The following is a 13,636-nucleotide window of genomic DNA, read 5'->3' as shown; positions in this document are numbered from 1 at the left end:
GTATATAAAGCGTTTGGTCTATTTATTATTAGTGATATCTTATTACCAGAACTGCCCAATGTGGAAAATAAAATTGATTCAATAGATATTGAGGTAAGGATTAAAGATTTGTCGGAATTATGGTTGGATTTATCAGATAAACAAGATGAATTTGTAATTAATAAGGATTTAGTAATGTTTCAGGTCCCTGATATAGCAATATTTTCTATTCAAGGCGGAGATAAAATATTTGTTTCACCTATGAAAGAGTATGAAGAGGATATGATTCGACTTTGGATTCTGGGAACTTGTATGGGCGCCATATTGATGCAAAGAAAAGTGTATCCATTGCATGGAAGTGCGGTAATTATTAATGGAAAAGCCTATGCATTTGTAGGAAATTCAGGTGCTGGGAAGTCTACGCTCGCGTCAGCTTTTATTCAACAAGGCTACCAATTTTTAAGTGATGATGTAATAGCGATATCATTTTCAAGCGATACAAATGCACCATTAGTTATCCCATCCTATCCCCAGCAAAAATTGTGGCAAGATAGTTTGGATAATTTAGGAATGAAAATAAACAATTATCGATCAATATATGGTCGAGAAACAAAATACAGTGTTCCAGTTATTTCTGAATATATTGCTGAACCAATACCTCTAGAAGGTGTAATAGAATTAGTGAAAACAGAGAATGGCGAGGTGGAAATTCGCCAGGTAGAAAAACTTGAACGATTTTATACCCTTTATCGTCATACATTTCGTAATTTCCTTATCCAAGGTTTAGGATTAATGGAATGGCATTTTGTGGCCTCTGCTGCTATTTTAAATAAGGTTGATTTATACGAATTATGTAGACCAGAGCGGGGCTACAGTGCTCCACAATTAGTTTCTCTTATATTAACGACTATAAATAAAGGAGAATAATTAATGATTAAAAAACAAGTAATATTATTAAATCAATGTGTTGCACAAGTTAAAGGGAATGTAGTAAGTGATATGGATGGAGAAAAAGTCATGTTAAGTATAAAAAATGGGAAATATTACAATTTAGGGAAAATGGGAGGGGTTATATGGGAACTTATTGAAAAACCAATATCGGTTACTCAATTGATCACTACTTTACTATTGGAGTACGAAGTAGAGCAATCACAGTGTGAGGGGCAAGTTGTTTCCTTTTTAGAAATGTTGTTAGAAGAGGGATTGGTTGTAATTGAGTAAGTCTTTTAGCCTAGTTTTCTATTTTGAAAAAGAAGTAGGGAGATAAATGAATATAGTAAAAAAGTTAGCTGTTCTTCGATCGTTAGATATGAAAACAAGATTATTATTCATGGAGGCATATATATATTTAGGATGGGCTTGTATTCTCAAATTTATATCATTCTCTAAGTCTGCCCCTACATTAGGCATCTATATGGATGAAACATCTTTAAATTATACTGAGTCTAATATTAGGATGTTAAGGAGTATTTCTGAAGTTATTCAAATTACGAGTCGCTATACTATCTGGGACAGTCAATGTCTTGTGAAAGCGATAGCTGGAATGAAAATGCTAGAGAGACGACAAATTGAGAGTACACTATATTTAGGAACTGCAAAGGATGAAGATGGGAAAATGGTTGCTCATGCGTGGCTACGAAGTGGTCCTTTTTACATCACTGGATTGGCAGGGATGGAGAAATTTACTGTAGTTGGAACGTTTGCAAAGAAGTTAGATTGAAAAACAACTAAAGGAGAATAAAATGAGTAATGATTTTCATCTTAATGTAGAATTTCTGTCTAAAGAGTTGAAATTACTATTGGAAATTTTGAAGTTGCAAAATGATGATATAGTAATTAAGAATCAAAGTGAGAGGCTTGTAGATATTGATTGGAATAAGTTTCTTGAATTGGCGATGCATCATCGGGTGCACCCATATGTTTATCCGAAGTTGAACGGTGTAAATAAAGGATTAATTCCAGCTCGTGTTATGAGAATATTGCGTCAAGAGTTTAAAGAGAATATGTTTCGAATGCTTTTTTTAAGTGCTGAAATGGAGCAAGTAAGTAAATGGTTTATTGAAAATGAGATTAGTACTCTTTTTTTAAAAGGACCAGCACTTGCGCATGATCTTTATGGTGATGTCTCCTTGCGAACATCTTGTGATTTAGATATTCTTATCCCGATTCATCATTTGGAGAAAGCAGAAAAAATTCTTTTAGAACAGGGATATATGAAGGATGAATATATTCAAACGATATTAAATGATTGGAAATGGAGGCATCATCATATAACATTTTTTCATCCTGAAAAGCAAATCAAACTGGAAATTCATTGGAGGCTAAATCCAGGTCCCGCGAAGGAAATGGAATTTGTGGAATTATGGGAAAGAAAAAGAAAAAGTACATTAGTAAGCAATCCTGTATATGTATTAGGTAAAGAGGACTTGTTTGTATTTCTTTGTTCTCATGGAGCACGTCATGGATGGTCAAGATTACGCTGGTTAGTAGATGTAAATAAAATGATAGAACAAGAGCTGAATTGGTTAGAAATTAATCAGCTATTAAATAAATATCAATCTGGACATATAGTGGGGCAGGCGTTGATTCTGTCAAATAAATTGTTAAATTCAACAATTATTGAAGAAATGAAAATATGGACAAACAAAAAGTATGCTAGGAGATTAGCGCAGGATGCACTGTTTTATTTAAAACAAATGATAAATCTACACACGCCACCAATCCCGGAAGAAGTATCAAAGTATCACAGTCGTCATTTATATTCATTAATGTCAAAACGTCAAAGATTTTTATTTATATTGAGTCATTTATATCCTTATCCGATAGATGCAAAGACTTTACCGTTACCTAAATACCTTCATTTTTTGTATTTTCCTTTACGACCTTTTCTATGCACGTGGAGAAGGGTGAGGAAGCATGAGCTAACATAGGAGGAAATAAAAGTGGAACATCTCTTATATTTTGTGAAAAAATTATATGCTTTTTCGGGGAAAATACTATATGTAAATTTATTTGGGATGGCATTAGTTAGTTTATTGGAAGGGATAGGGCTTCTTTTGTTACTTCCCATGATTAATATTAGTGGCGTTATCGAAATAAATATGGGTTCAATTCCGGGTATAGCGATATTTGAAGTTTTACAAGAAATCCCTGAAACGGTGAGACTGTTACTTATCTTAAGCATTTATATTATATTAGTGGTTGCCCAATCGCTTTTACAACAAAATCTTGCTCTTCGAAATATGAAAATTATAATGCGCTTTACAAACTATTTAAGGTTACAAATTTACCATGCCCTATTACGAGTTAATTGGAGTTTCTTTGTGAAAAAGAGAAAGTCAGATTTGATTAATTCACTGACTGAGGAATTAGGACGAGTTATGGTTGGAACCAATTTATTTCTTCAACTTTTAACATCATGTATTTTTACTATAATACAAATTGGAATTGCTCTATGGTTTTCTATAAAAATAACAATTTTTGTGCTGTTTACAGGCTTAATACTTGCATATTTTTCTAGACATTATATAAAAAAATCAAGGGTATTAGGAAACCAAACATCTGAAATAGCAAGAGATTATCTTGGTGGTATAACAGATCACTTTAACGGTATTAAAGATATAAAGAGTAACATGTTAGAAGAGTCTAGATATACATGGCTCAGTACTTGGTGTGAAAAAATGGAAAAGGAACAACTAGCATATATTAAGTTGAAAAATCAATCGCAATTTTTTTATAAGTTTGCATCGGCTATTCTAATTGCGTTACTTATTTTTACATCTATAAAATTATTTCAGGCTCAGCCAGGACAATTAATAGTCATTGTTCTTATTTTTTCTAGACTATGGCCTAGGTTTACTGGGATTCAATCCAACTTGGAGCAATTAGCTGCAAATATTCCTGCTTTTAAGTCTTTATTAGAATTGGAGAGAGAATGCAACGAAGCAATTGAATTGGGAGATGTAAGGCAATCATCTAAAAGTATAAAACCGTTAACTATACAAGAAGGAATCAAATGTAAAAATGTTAGTTTTCGTTACAATGAAAACGAACCTGTATATGCTCTTCAAAATATTAATTTGCAAATTCCATCGAATTGTATGACAGCAATTGTTGGGCGATCGGGTGCTGGAAAAAGTACATTAATTGATATTTTGATGGGACTGATTCAACCAGAACAAGGAAAAGTTTTAATAGATGATGCGACTATTACAAGTGAAAATTTATTGGCTTTAAGGAAATCTATTAGCTATGTTCAGCAGGATCCATTCTTATTTAATGCAAGCATAAGAGAAAATTTATTGATGATTGAGCCGAATGCAAGTGAAGAACAAATTTGGGCTGCATTAGATTTTGCTGCTGCTGCTGAATTTGTACGAATGCTACCAAAAGGGCTTGATACTTTTATTGGGGATAGAGGAGTTAGGCTTTCGGGCGGAGAGAGGCAACGTTTAGTATTGGCGCGAGCGATATTACGAAAACCCTCTATTTTAATTTTAGACGAGGCAACAAGTTCGTTAGATACAGAAAACGAAGCGCTAATTCAAAGTGCGTTAGAAAAATTAAAGGGCCAGATGACTATTATTGTAATTGCACATCGTTTATCAACGATACGTAATGCTGATCAAGTCATCGTACTAGATAAGGGAGAGGTCGTTCAACGAGGAGCATTTAACCAACTCGCTCAAGAGAGAAAAGGTGTTTTTCGTAATTTATTAGGTAAACAAGTAGAAGTAGGTTCATAGAGGAGAAAGATTGAATGAAATCTTGTATTATTGTAATTCGAGTTGAATGATAGCCCGGATAATGGTCAGTTACAGCAGATCTTATTCGGGCTTTTATATTTGTGTTTTGTAAATTTAGGGAATAAATATAATTTAGTACCTTGCAATAAACAGTACTTAATGGTATATTGTGGATATAACAGGTACTGTGTATTGAACAGTACTGAAATAAGAAAGGGGGATTGTCCTTGAACGTTCAGTTTAAAAAAGGTGTGTTAGAACTGTGTGTATTGGCGCTTGTAAAACGTAAGGATTGTTATGGTTATGAACTTGTTCAGCAAATTTCAAATAAATTTTTAATATCGGAAGGTTCTGTATATCCGCTATTACGTCGTTTAACGAAAGAGGAATATTTTCAAACATATTTAAAAGAATCCACGGAAGGACCGCCCCGTAAATATTATCAACTAACAGAGCAAGGGGAGACGCAACTTACGTTATTAGTAACAGAGTGGCGTGATTTTGCTAAAGGTGTTCAAGAAATTATTGAAGGGGTGGAATGGGATGAGTAAAGAACAGTTTCTTAAAGAATTATCAAGTCATCTTAGAAAGTTACCAGAAGAAGAGCGACAAGATATTTTATTTGATTATGAAGAGCACTTTCAGTTTGGGATGGAAGAGGGGAAAACTGAATCAGAAATAATAAAGGGGCTTGGTTCTCCGAAAGTAATTGCGAAAGACTTGCTTGCTTTGTATCGCTTTGATGAGATGAAAAAAAATCCATCGACTTCGAATGTAACAAGAGCTGTCCTGGCAGCGGTTGGACTTAGTTTGTTTAATTTCATTATTGTGTTAGGCCCATTAATTGCAATTATAGCTTTTATATTTTCCTTTTGGGTCGGTGGTATTGCTAGTGTAGTGACACCATTTTTCGTTATTGTAAAAGTATTTATGGGTACTTTTATATGGTTGGATCTTTTCGTTAGTATAACGTTTGTTGGAGTAGGTTTGTTGTTATGTATTGTAGCTTATTATAGTACGAAGTGGTTTAAAAGATTATGTGTACGCTATGTAGTATGGAACTTCAAAATGATAAAAGGGGAGTAGATGATGAAAAAAATATTATTAGTAGCTATCGCTTGTATCATTATTGGAGTAATAGGGATTTCACAAACATATAAGAAAGCAGTAGAAACTGTAGAGAAAGGAAATAAGGAAGAAGTTATTAAAAACGAAACGCTAAAAAATGTGGAAGTTAAGTTAGATGCTGGAGATATTGTTGTCCAAAAATCTCCTGATTCCTCTTTTTATGTAAAGCAAACAGGAGACGTAAGTAAACAGGAGATTCGTATTGCTGAAGATGGTGACACATTAAAAGTCATAGGGGAAATAGAAAAAGGTGTTTCATTTAATTTTTCCTTTTACAATTTCGGATTTCAAACGCCTACATTGACTATATTTGTACCAGAACGTTCTTATCAAGAGATAAAAGTAAATTCATCCGCTGGACAAATAGAAATAAGTAATGTGAAAAGTGACCGCGTAAGTGTTGAAACACTCGCCGGAGAAGTGGATTTGAAACATGTAACAGCAAAGAGTGTGGAGGGGGCTACAAAAGCTGGTGAGGTGAATTTTAAAAAAGTAATAGGGAAAGTAACAGCAAAAACGGCTAGTGGGGATATAGATATTATTGATCATGATTCTAAATATGATTTAGAGGCAAGTTCAACTGCTGGAGATGTAGATATTACTTTATTGGAAAAACCACAAGATGCAGTTATAACTGGGCAAACCGCTGCTGGAGACGTGACAATTTTTAATGAAGACAATAAAACTATAACGATTGGTAATGGTAGTAAAAAGATTAGCGGTAAAACCGCTGCTGGAGATGTTACTATTGAAACACGTTAATAATTAATGAAACGCATTCTTTTGAATGAACGGAAATCTATCAAAATATAAAAAGAAGATAATTACCTATATAAATAAGGGAATTATCTTCTTTTTATTATTTTTAATGTAAATCACGATATACGCCAATTACTTTTCCGATAACTGACACTTGTTTTAAAATAATAGGTTCTAGTGAAGAGTTTTCCGGTTGTAGACGGAAATAATCTTTTTCTTTATAGAAACGTTTAACAGTTGCTTCGTTATCTTCTGTTAAAGCAACTACAATTTCACCGTTGTTTGCAGACTGTTGTTGGCGAACAACAACTAAATCACCATCAAAGATACCAGCTTCAATCATGCTATCTCCAGAAATGCGTAACATAAACACTTGATCTGCTCCAGCAACGATACTAGCTGGAAGTGGGAAGTGATCTTCTACACTTTCGACTGCTGTAATCGGTAAACCGGCAGTAACTTTTCCGACGATTGGAACTTGAATTACTGACTGTGTTTCTATTCGGTTGTCACCTAAAATTTCAATTGCGCGTGGTTTTGTTGGGTCGCGTCGAATATATCCTTTTTCTTCTAGTCGTGATAAATGTCCGTGCACTGTAGAACTAGAAGCAAGGCCGACTGCTTGACCGATTTCACGTACGGAAGGTGGATATCCTTTTTCTTGTACTTTTAACTTAATAAAGTCGAGAATGTCTTGCTGGCGTTTCGTTAACTTTTCCATGTTTTCTAACACCTCGTTTTCTTTCATTTTTCTTATTATTAAGTATAACATGCGAAAAAATATTCTACAAACATAAGTTCGAACGAAAGGCAAATTTATGATACACTATAAGGAAGATATAGTGAGAAAGAAGGGTTCAAAATGAATGCAATTATTTATGCACGTGTGAGCACAACAAAAGAAGAACAGGAAACATCATTATTGCGTCAAAAAGATGAATTATTGCATTTAGCTGAGCGCTATCAAATGGATGTTACAAAGGTAATTGAGGAGCAGGCTAGCGGTTATACAATTGAACGTGATGGCATATTAGAAGTGCTAGATACAATTCGAGATGAACAAGTTGATGTACTACTTATACAAGATGAAACGCGTCTTGGTAGAGGAAATGCAAAGATTGCATTAATGCATTGTTTACATAAAGAGGGGATAAAAGTTTATACGCACACGCATAGTGGTGAATTACAGCTTTCAGATTCTGATTCGATGGTGCTAAATATAATTGGGATCGTTGAAGAGTATCAAAGAAAGATCCACAATTTAAAAATTAAACGTGGCATGCAAAGAGCAGTGGAGAAAGGATTTCGTCCAGAGAATAATTTGAAAAATCGTCATTTAAGCGTAGGACGTGAGAAAAAAGAAGTGCCAATTGAGGAAATTGTACGTTTACGCCGGAATGAATTAACTTTTGAAGAAATTGCAGCAACACTTCGTGGTTTTGGTCATGATGTTTCAAAAGCAACTGTACATCGAAGGTATGTAGAATATACAAAGCAATTGCTTGATAAAGAGGACTAACTATTGTATGATAATAATCAGTTTTGAGTAGAAGGGGGATTCGAGATGCCAAGTCAAGAACTCATTGAACGCATTAACTTCTTAGCGAAAAAAGCAAAAGCTGAAGGCTTAACTGAAGAAGAACAACGTGAGCGCCAATCGCTACGTGAACAATATTTAAAAGGATTTCGTCAAAATATGTTAAACGAATTAAAAGGAATTAAAGTCGTTAACGAAGAAGGAACGGATGTTACACCGGCGAAATTAAAAGCTTTAAAAAAGCAAGAGAATGCAAAATTAAATTAAAAGATGGGCATAGCCCATCTTTTTTTATTTGTTAAATTCGTTATTTAATAACTTTCCAGTTGTGATTGACTGTTGCTTCTATCCTTTTGTGCTTCAATATATAGTTAGCGATAAGTTCAGACATATCTGTTGGTATGTCTTTTACTACTAGCTTATTTTGAAACATAAAGAAGTTCCCTCCGCCACTTGCGCGATAATTATTCATAACAACGTCATATTCTTCATTTATATTAAGGGGAGCGCCTTTATACTGTAAAGATTCTACTCTCTCACCAATTGGTTTTGAAATGTTTAATACGTACGAAATCCCTTCCCACATATCGTAATTATAGTGTTGCGGCTTTGGTTCTATGTAGGTAGGGGTTACGATGATGGATCCATCTGCTTTTAATGTGAAATAAGAAGCAGAGAGTTCGAGAGCATCTTTTATATCCGCTCCGGTTATTCTAATTACTTTTAATGTATTTGGATAAATATAATTAGAAACGATGTCACGCATTGTTACATGTTTCGGGAAACCTGGAGATGTATTATGGAACAAACTTGTGCAAGAAATTGAAACATTAGCTATATCCATCTGTATTTTATTTATGAATTCAATAAAAGGATGGTCTTGCAAACGAGTTTGCATAGCATCTGAAATTTGCATGTCCCCATAGATTAGTCCAATAGGTTTATCAAGCCAATTTTGTGTTTTCTCTTCATAATTGGCAACCAAGGAAAGAACATCTTGGTCTGCCGCAATTCCTTGTACGGGCAATAACTCTGAATAACTCTCTTTTTTCACCCATTTTTGTTCTGCTTTTTCGAATGTTACTGTTACTTTTCCAACTGAGTGTCCATTGCATCCGGTCTGTAAAATTGTTACACCATTAATCACGGTGTGAGCGATTTCTCGGTGTTGGTGGCCTGTTAGTAAAATATCTATGCCTTCAATTTCATGGCACATTGCATATCCTTGGTTTTCACCTGTTAAAACTTCAGTCGGTACCCCGGTTTGTAAATCGCGTTCAAATCCCCCGTGATAGGCTACGACTAGTAAATCTGGTTTTTCATGTTTACGGATGTAAGAAACCCATTTTTTTGTTGTTTCAAATGCATCTTCAAATTGTAAATCTTTAATATGATGTGCTTGTTCCCAATGGGGGATGTAATGCGTTGTCACCCCTAAAATAGCAATTTTTATATTTGATTCAATATGTTTTGTTATATATGGTTTCCCAAAATAAGGTTCTTTTCTGTTTTTATCTAAAATGTTTGCTGATAGATAAGGGAAATTTGCAGTAGCCACAGCATTATTTAATATATCCATTCCATAATTAAATTCATGATTTCCGATAATTGCAATGTCATACTCTAAGTAGTTGGCTAATAAGGACATTGGGTTTTCCATATTTTTTTCGTATGTAGCGTAATGATAAGTAAATGGTGTTCCTTGAATGAAGTCCCCGTTATCAATTAAAAGAACGTTTGTGTTTTGAGAACGTTCTTTTTTTATAAGAGTGGAAATCTTAGCTAAACCAATGTCTGCTTGGGAGTTATCTTGGTAGTGAATTGGATAAACAGTACCATGTATATCGCTTGTTAATAAGATGTTTAAAGTTACAATTTGATTTTGATTCAATATCATTCACCTTTTCTATTGTTATCTACTAATTAAGCATATCAAATATATGAAGGGAAATTTAATGTGAATGTATAGAATGTGTAAAGATTCTGTAAATAGGGAATTATTCGTGAAAATGTGTGATATATTTCTTCATGTTTACGGAAGGTTATTTTATAACAACAAAAATGGGGGCATTAATATGTTGAAAAAAGTTTTTGTAATGAGTACAACAGTTGTACTAGCAGCGGGATTATTAAGTGGCTGTGGAACGAAGGAATCAAGTGCAAGTAAAAATGAAGATACGAAAAAAGGTTATGTACCGAAGACTTTAAATGTTCAATTTGTTCCTTCTCAAAATGCAGATACGTTAGAGGCGAAGGCAAAACCGTTGGAAAAGCTATTAAGTGATAAATTAAATATGCCGGTAAAAGTTAGTATTTCAACGAATTACAATACAATTGTAGAAGCGATGGCATCTAAGCAAGTAGATGTAGGCTTTTTACCTCCAACAGCGTATGTGTTAGCGCATGAGAAAAAGGCTGCAAATGTAATTTTACAGGCACAACGTTTTGGTGTAGATGATGAGACAGGAGCTCCTACAAAAGATTTAGTAGACTTTTATAAATCTGAGTTTGTTGTTAAGAAAGATTCTAATATTAACAGTGTAAAAGATTTAAAAGGTAAAAAAATTGGTTATCAAGATGTAACATCGTCAGCGGGGTATGTATGGCCTGCGGCTGTATTGTTAAAAGAGGGAATTGATCCGTTGAAAGATGTGAAACCTGTTACATTAAAAGGTCATGATCAGTCACTTATTGCTCTTTTAAATGGTGATGTAGATGCAGCTGTTGTATTCCAAGATGCTCGTAATATTGTAAAAAAAGATTATCCTAATATATTCGATCAAACGAAAATAGTGAAATTTACGGAGAAAATTCCAAACGATACGATTTCTGTACGTTCTGATTTAGATGCAGAGTGGAGCAAGAAATTACAGGATGCTTTCATTGAAATAGGAAAGAATGAGGAAGGGCACAAAATCATTAAAGAAGTATACTCACATGAAGGATACGTTAAATCTGATGATAGTAAATTTGATATCGTTCGTGAATACGGAAAGAAAGTAAAAACGCAATAATACATATGAAAATGGCAGCTAACTGGAAGGGTTGTAGTTTCAGTTAGTTTGCCGTTTTGAATACATAGAAGGTAGGTAAGAGGTGTGATAGAGTTTCGAAATGTCTCCAAAGTGTATCCGAATGGTACAAAAGGATTGAATAATATAAACTTGAAAATTCAAAAAGGTGAGTTTGTTGTAATGGTCGGGTTATCCGGGGCTGGAAAGTCTACACTTCTCAGATCGGTAAATCGCCTTCATGAGATTACGGAAGGTGAAATCATAATAGAAGGTGAGTCTATTACTGCTGCAAAAGGAAAAGGGTTACGACGTATGCGTCGAGATATTGGTATGATTTTTCAAAGCTTTAACCTTGTAAAGCGGTCAACGGTATTGAAGAATGTATTAGCTGGACGTGTTGGGTATCATTCGACACTGCGTACAACGTTAGGTCTATTTCCAAAAGAGGATTTGGAGCTTGCATTTCAATCGTTAAAAAGAGTAAATATTTTAGAAAAAGCATATGCGAGGGCTGATGAATTATCAGGAGGACAACAGCAACGTGTATCGATTGCTAGAGCGTTGGCGCAAGAAGCGAAAATCATATTGGCAGATGAACCTGTTGCATCGTTAGATCCGTTGACAACAAAGCAAGTGCTAGATGATTTGAAAAAAATTAATGAAGATTTTGGAATTACGACAATTGTAAACTTACATTCTATTGATTTAGCTAGGCAATATGCTACACGCATTATTGGATTACATGCAGGTGAAATTGTTTTTGATGGTTCAGTAGAAGAGGCAACGGATGAAAAATTTGCTGAAATTTATGGGGACGTAGCTCAGAAAAGCGAATTATTAGAGGTGGCAGCTAAATGAATGACGTGACGATATATTCGAAATCGATACCGAAGCCGCCGAGTAAATTGAAACATATGTTAACGGCTATTCTAGTTATTTTACTTTTGTGGGGAAGTAGTGTGCAGGTCGACGCATCATTTGCAAAACTAGTAGTTGGTTTTCCTAATATGATGGATTTGCTGAAAGAGATGGTGCCGCCAGATTGGAGCTATTTTCAAGTTATTACAACAGCAATGTTAGATACAATACGCATGGCAATTATTGGGACGACTTTAGGAGCGATTTTAGCTATTCCAATTGCACTATTTGCGGCAAGTAATGTGTTTACTAGCGCATTTTTGTACAGTCCAGCTCGATTGATTTTAAATTTTATCCGGACAATACCAGATTTATTATTAGCGGCAATTTTCGTAGCTATTTTTGGAATAGGACCACTTCCAGGTATTTTGGCGCTTACTTTTTTCTCGATTGGACTCGTGGCGAAATTGTTGTATGAGTCAATTGAATCAATTGACCCAGGTCCATTAGAAGCGATGACAGCGGTAGGAGCAAATAAGGTGCAATGGATTGTTTATGGGGTAATTCCGCAAGTAAAAGCGCACTTTGTCTCCTATGTCCTTTATACATTTGAGGTGAATGTGCGTGCAGCAGCTGTTCTAGGCTTAGTAGGAGCGGGGGGTATTGGATTATATTACGATCGTACACTTGGATTTTTACAATATCAACAAACTGCTTCTATTATTATTTATACTCTTGTTGTTGTATTACTAATTGATTATGTAAGTACATTGTTGCGGGAGAAATTATAATGAGTAAAACGACGATAATCGTACCGAAACCGAAGAAACCGAGTGTATATCGCTGGATTATTTTTATAGCACTTACAGTTATATATGTATGGGCCTTTTCAGGAGTCCCGCTAGAGGGAATAAAGGATACAGCGGGAGAAATTACAAAAGCAATTATGACAGGCGTACTGAACCCAGATTGGTCCTATGTATCTTTACCAGATGGTGAAGATTTGTTACATGGTTTAATTGATACATTGGCAATTGCGATATTAGGTACATTTATTTCTGCCTTTTTATCTGTTCCATTTGCTTTTTGGGCGGCAACGAATATGAGTAGTGGAAAATTAACTTCAGTAACTGGGAAATTTGTACTTAGTTTTGTTCGTACATTTCCTGAATTAGTTATGGCCCTTTTATTTATAAAAGCTGTCGGTCCAGGCTCTTTCGCCGGAGTTCTAGCTTTAGGATTACACTCTATCGGGATGTTAGGGAAACTATATTCGGAAGGAATTGAGAATATAGACAAGGGACCGACGGAAGCGTTAATCGCAACAGGTGCAAATCGGTTTCAAATACTTTGGTATGCAGTATTACCACAAGTGTTACCGGATTTTCTATCGTATACGTTATACAGATTCGAAATTAATGTACGATCCGCTGCGATTTTAGGTGTTATTGGAGCAGGTGGTATTGGTACTCCATTAATTTTTGCACTGAGTTCACGGAATTGGTCCCGCGTGGGAATTATTTTATTAGGCATCATTTTAATGGTAATTATAATTGATTTTATTTCAAGTTCGATTCGAAAACGGATTATTTAACGGATTTTAAAAGCATCGAAGT

General features: G+C 34.7%; 16 protein-coding genes. 14 read left to right on the top strand and 2 right to left on the bottom strand.

All coding sequences use genetic code 11. The features are described from left to right. The 8 genes from AB3X48_RS10685 to AB3X48_RS10650 all read left to right on the top strand — a co-directional run. The coding region (locus AB3X48_RS10685) for a phosphoenolpyruvate carboxykinase (ATP) (protein ID WP_367959452.1) at window positions 1–906 on the top strand (906 nt) is incomplete at its 5' end. A 3-nt stretch (window positions 907–909) separates the two neighbouring features. Further along, window positions 910–1,200 (top strand): lasso peptide biosynthesis PqqD family chaperone, encoded by a 291-nt coding sequence (locus AB3X48_RS10680; RefSeq protein ID WP_246908635.1) that lies wholly within the window; start codon window positions 910–912, stop codon window positions 1,198–1,200. A 46-nt stretch (window positions 1,201–1,246) separates the two neighbouring features. Beyond that, window positions 1,247–1,699 (top strand): lasso peptide biosynthesis B2 protein, encoded by a 453-nt coding sequence (locus AB3X48_RS10675; protein WP_246908637.1) that lies wholly within the window; start codon window positions 1,247–1,249, stop codon window positions 1,697–1,699. Between the two features lie 22 nt (window positions 1,700–1,721). Then, on the top strand, window positions 1,722–2,909 hold the full coding sequence (locus AB3X48_RS10670; protein ID WP_246908639.1) for a nucleotidyltransferase domain-containing protein: 1,188 nt from the start codon (window positions 1,722–1,724) through the stop codon (window positions 2,907–2,909). A 12-nt stretch (window positions 2,910–2,921) separates the two neighbouring features. Continuing rightward, window positions 2,922–4,724 (top strand): ABC transporter ATP-binding protein, encoded by a 1,803-nt coding sequence (locus AB3X48_RS10665; protein WP_204208690.1) that lies wholly within the window; start codon window positions 2,922–2,924, stop codon window positions 4,722–4,724. A gap of 227 nt (window positions 4,725–4,951) precedes the next feature. After that, the gene (locus tag AB3X48_RS10660) at window positions 4,952–5,275 is read left to right on the top strand and encodes a PadR family transcriptional regulator (protein ID WP_002111218.1); all 324 of its coding nucleotides are present in this window, start codon (window positions 4,952–4,954) and stop codon (window positions 5,273–5,275) included. Continuing rightward, window positions 5,268–5,810, top strand: a complete 543-nt coding sequence (locus AB3X48_RS10655; protein ID WP_246908641.1) for a DUF1700 domain-containing protein — start codon at window positions 5,268–5,270, stop codon at window positions 5,808–5,810. The genes AB3X48_RS10660 and AB3X48_RS10655 overlap by 8 nt, the downstream gene beginning before the upstream one ends. Before the next feature lie 3 nt (window positions 5,811–5,813). Further along, on the top strand, window positions 5,814–6,614 hold the full coding sequence (locus AB3X48_RS10650; RefSeq protein WP_246908643.1) for a DUF4097 family beta strand repeat-containing protein: 801 nt from the start codon (window positions 5,814–5,816) through the stop codon (window positions 6,612–6,614). Between the two features lie 103 nt (window positions 6,615–6,717). Here the strand turns inward: AB3X48_RS10650 and lexA are convergent, their stop codons facing one another. Further along, on the bottom strand, window positions 6,718–7,332 hold the full coding sequence (lexA, locus tag AB3X48_RS10645) for a transcriptional repressor LexA (RefSeq protein WP_002111215.1): 615 nt from the start codon (window positions 7,330–7,332) through the stop codon (window positions 6,718–6,720). Window positions 7,333–7,473: 141 nt separating this feature from the next. On the opposite strand from lexA, the gene AB3X48_RS10640 reads away from it, so the two are divergent. Next, entirely contained in the window at window positions 7,474–8,130 is a 657-nt protein-coding gene (locus AB3X48_RS10640) for a YneB family resolvase-like protein (protein ID WP_002128580.1), read from the top strand. A gap of 45 nt (window positions 8,131–8,175) precedes the next feature. Beyond that, window positions 8,176–8,415 (top strand): DUF896 domain-containing protein, encoded by a 240-nt coding sequence (locus AB3X48_RS10635; protein WP_002111213.1) that lies wholly within the window; start codon window positions 8,176–8,178, stop codon window positions 8,413–8,415. Between the two features lie 40 nt (window positions 8,416–8,455). Here AB3X48_RS10635 and AB3X48_RS10630 read toward each other — a convergent pair whose 3' ends face one another. Continuing rightward, complete coding sequence (locus AB3X48_RS10630) at window positions 8,456–10,039, bottom strand: bifunctional metallophosphatase/5'-nucleotidase (RefSeq protein WP_246908645.1); 1,584 nt, start codon at window positions 10,037–10,039, stop codon at window positions 8,456–8,458. Between the two features lie 184 nt (window positions 10,040–10,223). Between AB3X48_RS10630 and AB3X48_RS10625 the strand changes: the two genes are divergently transcribed. From AB3X48_RS10625 to phnE (AB3X48_RS10610), 4 genes are all read left to right on the top strand, one after another. Continuing rightward, entirely contained in the window at window positions 10,224–11,162 is a 939-nt protein-coding gene (locus AB3X48_RS10625) for a phosphate/phosphite/phosphonate ABC transporter substrate-binding protein (RefSeq protein WP_002146246.1), read from the top strand. A gap of 84 nt (window positions 11,163–11,246) precedes the next feature. Further along, window positions 11,247–12,020, top strand: coding sequence for a phosphonate ABC transporter ATP-binding protein (gene phnC, locus AB3X48_RS10620; protein ID WP_016100236.1), 774 nt, complete (start codon window positions 11,247–11,249; stop codon window positions 12,018–12,020). Further along, window positions 12,017–12,811, top strand: coding sequence for a phosphonate ABC transporter, permease protein PhnE (gene phnE / locus AB3X48_RS10615; RefSeq protein ID WP_002160868.1), 795 nt, complete (start codon window positions 12,017–12,019; stop codon window positions 12,809–12,811). The genes phnC and phnE (AB3X48_RS10615) overlap by 4 nt, the downstream gene beginning before the upstream one ends. Next, window positions 12,811–13,614 (top strand): phosphonate ABC transporter, permease protein PhnE, encoded by an 804-nt coding sequence (gene phnE / locus AB3X48_RS10610; RefSeq protein WP_002160869.1) that lies wholly within the window; start codon window positions 12,811–12,813, stop codon window positions 13,612–13,614. Before phnE (AB3X48_RS10615) ends, phnE (AB3X48_RS10610) begins: the two co-directional genes overlap by 1 nt. The last annotated feature ends 22 nt before the right edge of the window (window positions 13,615–13,636 follow it).

Origin of the sequence: Bacillus sp. S4, assembly GCF_040838205.1 — a bacterium.
Taxonomy (GTDB): Bacteria; Bacillota; Bacilli; order Bacillales; family Bacillaceae_G; genus Bacillus_A; species Bacillus_A cereus_U.
Note: the sequence above shows the minus strand (reverse complement) of the source record. Positions and strands in the feature narration are given on the sequence as shown.

Coding starts and splice junctions, on each gene's coding strand:
- AB3X48_RS10680 (WP_246908635.1), top strand. CDS start 910: ATGATTAAAAAACAAGTAATATTATTAAATCAATGTGTTGCACAAGTT.
- AB3X48_RS10675 (WP_246908637.1), top strand. CDS start 1,247: ATGAATATAGTAAAAAAGTTAGCTGTTCTTCGATCGTTAGATATGAAA.
- AB3X48_RS10670 (WP_246908639.1), top strand. CDS start 1,722: ATGAGTAATGATTTTCATCTTAATGTAGAATTTCTGTCTAAAGAGTTG.
- AB3X48_RS10655 (WP_246908641.1), top strand. CDS start 5,268: ATGAGTAAAGAACAGTTTCTTAAAGAATTATCAAGTCATCTTAGAAAG.
- AB3X48_RS10650 (WP_246908643.1), top strand. CDS start 5,814: ATGAAAAAAATATTATTAGTAGCTATCGCTTGTATCATTATTGGAGTA.
- lexA (WP_002111215.1), bottom strand. CDS start 7,332: ATGGAAAAGTTAACGAAACGCCAGCAAGACATTCTCGACTTTATTAAG.
- AB3X48_RS10640 (WP_002128580.1), top strand. CDS start 7,474: ATGAATGCAATTATTTATGCACGTGTGAGCACAACAAAAGAAGAACAG.
- AB3X48_RS10635 (WP_002111213.1), top strand. CDS start 8,176: ATGCCAAGTCAAGAACTCATTGAACGCATTAACTTCTTAGCGAAAAAA.
- AB3X48_RS10625 (WP_002146246.1), top strand. CDS start 10,224: ATGTTGAAAAAAGTTTTTGTAATGAGTACAACAGTTGTACTAGCAGCG.
- phnE (WP_002160868.1), top strand. CDS start 12,017: ATGAATGACGTGACGATATATTCGAAATCGATACCGAAGCCGCCGAGT.
- phnE (WP_002160869.1), top strand. CDS start 12,811: ATGAGTAAAACGACGATAATCGTACCGAAACCGAAGAAACCGAGTGTA.